General features: G+C 67.8%; 6 protein-coding genes. 5 read left to right on the forward strand and 1 reads right to left on the reverse strand.

From position 1 onward, the window contains the following. Positions 1 to 96 precede the first annotated feature (96 nt). The 4 genes from QZ753_RS08805 (at position 97) to dps (ending at position 3,499) form a co-directional block, all read left to right on the forward strand. Complete coding sequence (locus QZ753_RS08805) at positions 97 to 1,269, forward strand: App1 family protein (RefSeq protein WP_294642870.1); 1,173 nt, start codon at positions 97 to 99, stop codon at positions 1,267 to 1,269. 144 nt (positions 1,270 to 1,413) lie between these two features. Beyond that, positions 1,414 to 2,193, forward strand: a complete 780-nt coding sequence (locus QZ753_RS08810; protein WP_294642873.1) for a succinate dehydrogenase iron-sulfur subunit — start codon at positions 1,414 to 1,416, stop codon at positions 2,191 to 2,193. Between the two features lie 70 nt (positions 2,194 to 2,263). Then, positions 2,264 to 2,887: a peptide-methionine (S)-S-oxide reductase MsrA gene (gene msrA, locus QZ753_RS08815; RefSeq protein ID WP_294642875.1), complete on the forward strand. Its 624-nt coding sequence runs from the start codon at positions 2,264 to 2,266 to the stop codon at positions 2,885 to 2,887. 108 nt (positions 2,888 to 2,995) lie between these two features. Further along, a complete protein-coding gene (gene dps / locus QZ753_RS08820; RefSeq protein WP_294642878.1) occupies positions 2,996 to 3,499 on the forward strand; it encodes a DNA starvation/stationary phase protection protein Dps in 504 nt (167 codons plus the stop codon). A 100-nt stretch (positions 3,500 to 3,599) separates the two neighbouring features. Here the strand turns inward: dps and fsa are convergent, their stop codons facing one another. Then, positions 3,600 to 4,253, reverse strand: coding sequence for a fructose-6-phosphate aldolase (fsa, locus tag QZ753_RS08825; RefSeq protein WP_294642880.1), 654 nt, complete (start codon positions 4,251 to 4,253; stop codon positions 3,600 to 3,602). Positions 4,254 to 4,549: 296 nt separating this feature from the next. Here fsa and QZ753_RS08830 point away from each other — a divergent pair. Beyond that, positions 4,550 to 6,415, forward strand: a 1,866-nt coding sequence (locus tag QZ753_RS08830; protein WP_294642882.1) for a primosomal protein N', incomplete at its 3' end; no start/stop codon positions are given.

The following is a 6,415-nucleotide window of genomic DNA, read 5'->3' on the forward strand; positions in this document are numbered from 1 at the left end:
GCTGTCGCCAGCCAGCTACGCGATTGACGGAGCGGCACACCTTCGGGCGATGTCCAGCGCTTCCCGCCGTGCCTACGCTTTGCTATCGCGGAGCGCATGATTTTGGACACGTTAAGCGGGCTCGGCCAGCGCCTTCTCTGTCGCAGCCGGGTTCTGCGGTTCAGGGCGAAACGCGCGGTCGGGCTGACGGACCGGCCGACGCTTGTCGTCTATCCCGGCCGCGTGGCGAAGGGGCGGCTTGAGGTTCTCGGGCGCGTCCTGGAGGACGAGGGCGTCTTCGACGCCGCCCATTCCAACTCGGCGCTGCGCAATCTCTGGCTGACCTTCAAGCGCTACGAGACCGACGAGATTGGCGGCGCGCGCGTTTGGTACGATGGGCCGGTGGGCTCGGGCGAACTCGTCAGCGACAGCGAAGGCTATGTCCGCCTCGACGTCGACGTCGACGCCACGCACCTTGGCGAGGACGCCGCGCCCTGGACGCCGATCCGCTTTCGGCTGGAGGCGGCGGACGGCTACGATTTTCCGCCCGTGGAGGCCGAGGGGAGGGCGCGCGTCGTCTCGCCCGCCGCCCGCTTCGGCGTCATCTCCGACATCGACGACACGATCATCCACACCGGCGCCTTCAAGATGCTGCGTCACTGGCGCATCGTCACCGCCAACTCGCCGGAAGCGCGCACCGCCTTTCCCGGCGTCTCGGAATTTTACCGGGCCCTCTGCGACGGCGCGGCGGGACCGCAGACCAACCCCGTCTTCTACGTCTCGTCGAGCCCCTGGAACCTCTCCGACATCTTCGAACGCTTCATGGCGCAGAAGAACATTCCAGCCGGCCCGATGCTCCTGCGCTCGCTGTCCGACGACGCGCTCGGCTGGCTGCTGCGGCGCCATCGCAGCCACAAGGACCGGGCGATCGACGACCTGATGGCGGATTATCCCGGCCTCGGTTTCGTCCTCATCGGCGACAGCGGCCAGAAGGATGCGACGGTCTACGCTGCCGCGGTCGAGCGGCATCCGGGGCGGGTGCTGGCCGTCCACATCCATGACGTGCGGCCGGAGGGCACGGTCTCGACCGAGGTCGAGCGCGAGTTGAGGCGCATCGAGGCGGCGGGCGTTCCTACGACGCTGGGGCGGACGCTGGAACAAGCGAGTGCGCACGCCGAGGCTGCCGGTCTCGTGGCAGCCGGCACGCAGGCCGCGGTTTTGGCGGAGGTGGCGGAAGAGGTCGGTAAGCCGACGCGCTTCGGCCCGTTTCCGGTGATCGTGCAGCCGTGAGCGGACATGCCGCAGGGGCGGCGAAGACCGGCGCCGACATACAAACGGTTTAAGCCCGGGGGCGACACCGTGGCGTGTTGCACTGCCCGCGCATTCGTGTTTAGCCCCATTCTAAAGACGCGCATCCCTGTCCAGGACCCGGCCATGGTCGAACTTACGCTCCCCAAGAACTCCACCGTCCAGAAGGGCAAGGTCTGGCCGAAGCCGGCCGGTGCCAAGAACGTGCGCGAGTTCGGCGTCTACCGCTGGTCGCCGGACGACGGCCAGAACCCGCGGCTCGATACGTTCTACGTCGACACCGACGACTGCGGTCCGATGGTGCTCGACGCGCTGCTCTGGATCAAGAACAAGGTCGATTCCACTCTCACGCTGCGCCGCTCCTGCCGCGAGGGCATCTGCGGCTCCTGCGCGATGAACATCGACGGCTCCAACACGCTTGCCTGCACCAAGGGCATGGACGAGGTGAAGGGCGCGGTGAAGGTCTACCCGCTGCCGCACATGCCGGTGGTCAAGGACCTCGTGCCCGATCTCACCGTTCCTTATGCGCAGCTTCGCTCGATCGAGCCCTGGCTGAAGACCGAGACGCCGGAGCCCGAGAAGGAGTGGCGCCAGAGCCACGAGGACCGCGAGAAGCTGGACGGGCTCTACGAGTGCATCCTGTGCTTCTGCTGCCAGACCTCCTGCCCGAGCTACTGGTGGAACGGCGACCGCTATCTCGGCCCTGCCGTGCTGCTCCAAGCCTATCGCTGGCTGATCGACAGCCGCGACGAGGCGACCGGCGAGCGCCTCGATCAGCTCGAGGATCCGTTCCGCCTCTACCGCTGCCACACGATCATGAACTGCACGCAAGCCTGCCCCAAGGGCCTGAACCCGGCCAAGGCGATCGCCGAGATCAAGAAGATGATGGTCGAGCGCCGCGTCTGATCGCCGCCTTGCATCCGCCGGGTTCGGCGCGCCGTAGTTGAAGGTGCCGAACCCTCGCGGAGACCCTTCGATGACGCGTTCATCCTTCCTGCGGCCGGGCGTTCTCGCGCTCGGCCTTTTTGCTGTCCTCACCCCCATTGCCGCGCAGGCCGATGAGGCGATCCTCGCCGGCGGCTGCTTCTGGTCGATGGAGACCGATCTCGACCGCGTTCCCGGCGTGACGCAGACCGTGTCGGGCTACACCGGCGGCCATCTCAAGAACCCGACCTATCAGGACGTCGTCACCGAGACGACGGGGCACTACGAGGCGGTGAAGGTCACCTACGACCCGGCGAAGATCACCTACGACCAGCTTCTCCAGGCCTACTGGCACTCGATCGATCCGACCGATGCGGGCGGCCAGTTCTGCGACCGCGGCGATAGCTACCGCACCGCCGTCTTCGCGATCGGAAACGGGCAGCTGAAGGCGGCCGAGGCGAGCAAGGCGGCCGTGCAGAAGGAACTGGGACAGACGGTCGCGACCGCCGTCCTGCCGGCGGCCGAGTTCTATCCAGCCGAGGACTACCATCAGGACTACGCCCGCAAGAACCCAGGCCATTACAAGCGCTACCGCATCGGCTGCGGACGCGATGCGGCGGTGAAGGCCGTCTGGGGCGCCAAGGCGCAGGCCGAACTGACGGCCAAGCTCGACTGAGGCCGTGTGCCGCGCGGGGGAACCGAAAGCATCCCCCGCGCGTAACTGCCCCGACGCGACCGGCATGCGTTTGCGCGCCGGCTTTGTATGCGGGCTCAGGAGACTTCGATGGCCAAGCAGGGCAAGACCCCGATCCATCCGACCAAGAACACCTTGAACGAGAATCTGCGCCGCTCGATGATCGAGCTCCTGCAGGTGCATCTGGCCTCGGCCATCGACCTTAGCTACCAGGCCAAGCAGGCCCACTGGAACGTCAAGGGGCCGAATTTCTACGGAACCCACCTCCTGTTCGACAAGCTCCACGAGGAAGCCGAGGAGTATGTCGACACGATCGCCGAGCGTCTGACGGCCCTCGGCGGCCAGGCCCGCGGCACGGTGCAGGCCTCGTCCGAGGCGACCGTCCTCGACCCGTATCCGCTCGATCTCGTCGACCTGATGGGCCACTTGAAGCGTCTGGCCGACAGCTACGCCAAGTGGGGCGGCGCGCTAAAGGACGCCGTAAAGGAGTCGGACGAGGCGGGCGATGACCTGACCGCCGATCTCTTCACCGAGGTCGGCCGCGGCATCGACAAGTCGCTTTACTTCCTGGAGAGCCACTTTCAGCACGCCTGATCGATTCCCCGCGCGCCGGACGTCTTCCTCCCCGGACGGCGCGCACGAAAAAGGGCGGCTCTCGCGAGCCGCCCTTTTTTTGGTCCGCTTCGAGCGGAGCTTACTCGATCGTCTGACCGGTCTTCGCCCAATCGGCGATGAAGGCCTTGAGGCCGTTGTCGGTGAGCGGATGCTTCACGAGCGCCTTCAGCGTCGCCGGCGGCACGGTCGCGACGTCGGCGCCGATCAGGGCGGCCTCGCGCACATGGTTCGGCGTGCGGATCGAGGCGGCGAGGATCTCGGTCTCGATGCCGTAGTTGTCGTAGATGCGACGGATGTCGGAGATCAGCTCCATGCCGTCGATGTTCATGTCGTCGAGGCGGCCGACGAAGGGCGAGATGTAGGTCGCGCCGGCTTTGGCCGCGAGCAGCGCCTGGTTGGCCGAGAAGCAGAGCGTGACGTTCGTCTTGATGCCGTCCTCGGTGAAGCGCTTGCAGGCCTTGAGGCCGTCGAGCGTCAGCGGCAGCTTGACGACGATGTTGGGCGCGATCGCGGCTATGATCTTGCCCTCGCGCATCATGCCGTCGAAATCGGTCGAGGCGACCTCGCCCGAGACCGGGCCGTCGGTGACTTCGCAGATTTCCGCGAGGAGTTCCTTGAGCGGCCGGTTGGCCTTCAGGACCAGCGACGGGTTGGTCGTCACGCCGTCGATCAGGCCGGCGTCCTGCAATTCCCTGATCTCGGCAATATCGGCCGTATCGACGAAAAATTTCATGAAATTCGTCCTTCGTTCCCCGGCGGACAGCCAGCCCCTCCCATGGGGCCGACGGCGTCGCCGTCGATCCTGATGTCTGGTGGTGTATAGGACCCGGTATCGGAAGCAAGCGGGAATCAGCCGCATCCGGCCTCGCCCGAGACCCTTTCATCGCACCGCGTGAAGAACGATATGGGGGGCTCGGAGCCCGATTGCGAGCGCCGAACTTTTCTGGTTTCCGAAACGGCACCCGCTTGGATCATTCTCCCAACCCGTTCACCGATCTTCTGTTCGCGCCGGACGCGCTTCCCGGCGGAATGAGGGTCGTGCCGGTTCTGGTACCGCTGCCGGCGGAACGGCCCTATTCGTATCGCGTGCCCGACGGCATGTCGGTGGAGCCGGGTTCGATCGTCCAGGTGCCGCTCGGGCCGCGGCAGGTGGCGGGGGTCGTCTGGGACCAGCCGACCGATCCGGTGGACGCGAAGAAGCTGCGGGCCATCACCCACGTCTTCGACTGCCCGCCGCTCGACGCCACGATGCGGCGCTTCATCGACTGGGTCGCCGACTACACGCTGTCGCCGCCCGGCCTCGTGGCGCGCATGGTCCTGCGCGCGCCGGTCGCCTTCGATCCGGAACCGCATGTGGAGGGCCTGCGCGCGACCGGCGCGCTGCCGCCGCGCCTGACGCCGCCGCGCCAGCGCGTCCTCGACACGCTCGCGCAATCGCCCGAATGGACGCGTTCGGGGCTGGCGAACGCGGCTGGTGTCGCCGTTTCCGTCGTCGACGGATTATTGAAGGTCGGCGCGCTCGAGCTGGTATCGCTGCCGCCGCACCCGGCCGTCCCCGCGCCCGATACCGGCCACGGCCGCGCCGAACTGACGCCCGAGCAGCGCGAGGCCGCCGATCGGCTGATCGCGCCGGTGGAGGCCGGCGGCTTCTCGGTCTCGCTTCTTGAAGGCGTCACCGGATCGGGCAAGACCGAGGTCTATTTCGAGGCGGTCGCGCGCGCCCTCGACAAGGGGCGTCAGGTGCTGATCCTCCTTCCCGAGATCGCGCTGACCCAGAGCTTCATCGACCGCTTCCACCAGCGCTTTGGCGCCGAGCCGGCGCAGTGGCATTCCGACGTGCCCCCGCGCATGCGCGAGAAGGTCTGGCGGCAGGTGGCCGAGGGGCGCGTGAAGGTCGTGGCGGGGGCGCGATCCGCCCTCTTCCTGCCCTTTCCCGACCTCGGCCTCGTCATCGTCGACGAGGAGCATGACCCCGCCTACAAGCAGGAGGACCGGACCTTTTATCACGCGCGCGACATGGCCGTGGTGCGGGGGCGGGAAGGGGGCTGCCCGGTGATCCTCGCCTCGGCGACGCCCTCGCTGGAAAGCCGCGTCAACGCGCGGGCCGGACGCTACGCCCATGTGCCGCTCGGCCGCCGCTTCGCCGACGCGGCGCTGCCCGATCTCTCGCTGGTGGACCTGCGCCGCCACCCCCCGGCGCGCGGCCGCTTCCTGTCGCCTGTGCTGTTGACGGCGATCGAGGAAACGGTGAAGCGCGGCGAGCAGGCGCTCCTCTTCCTCAACCGCCGTGGATACGCGCCGCTGACGTTGTGTCGTGCCTGCGGCCACCGCTTCCAGTGCTCGCAGTGTTCCGCCTGGCTGGTCGATCATCGCCTGCGCGGAACGCTGCAATGCCACCACTGCGGCCACGCGCAGCACCGCCCGGAAAGCTGTCCGTCCTGCGGCACGCTCGACCATCTCGTCGCCTGCGGGCCCGGCGTCGAGCGGATCGCCGAGGAGATGTTGGAGACCTTTCCGGACGCCCGCACGATCCTCCTGTCGTCCGACCTGCCGGGCGGCGCGCGGCGGCTGCGGTGCGAGCTCGACGCCGTGGCGGACGGCGAAGCCGACATCGTCATCGGCACGCAGCTCGTCGCCAAGGGCCATCACTTTCCGCTGATGACGCTGGTCGGCGCGGTGGATGCCGACCTCGGCCTTTCCAACGGCGACCCGCGCGCGGCCGAGCGCACTTTCCAGCTCCTTCATCAGGTGACGGGGCGTGCGGGGCGCTCCGGGCTTCCGAGCCGGGGCATGATCCAGACCTTCAGCCCGGAGCACCCGGTGATGCAGGCGCTGGTCGCGGCCGATCCCGACCGCTTCTACGACCGCGAGGCCAACGAGCGCGAGCGCGCGGGG

Origin of the sequence: uncultured Aureimonas sp. (assembly GCF_913775355.1) — a bacterium.
In the GTDB taxonomy this organism is placed as follows: Bacteria; Pseudomonadota; Alphaproteobacteria; order Rhizobiales; family Rhizobiaceae; genus Aureimonas.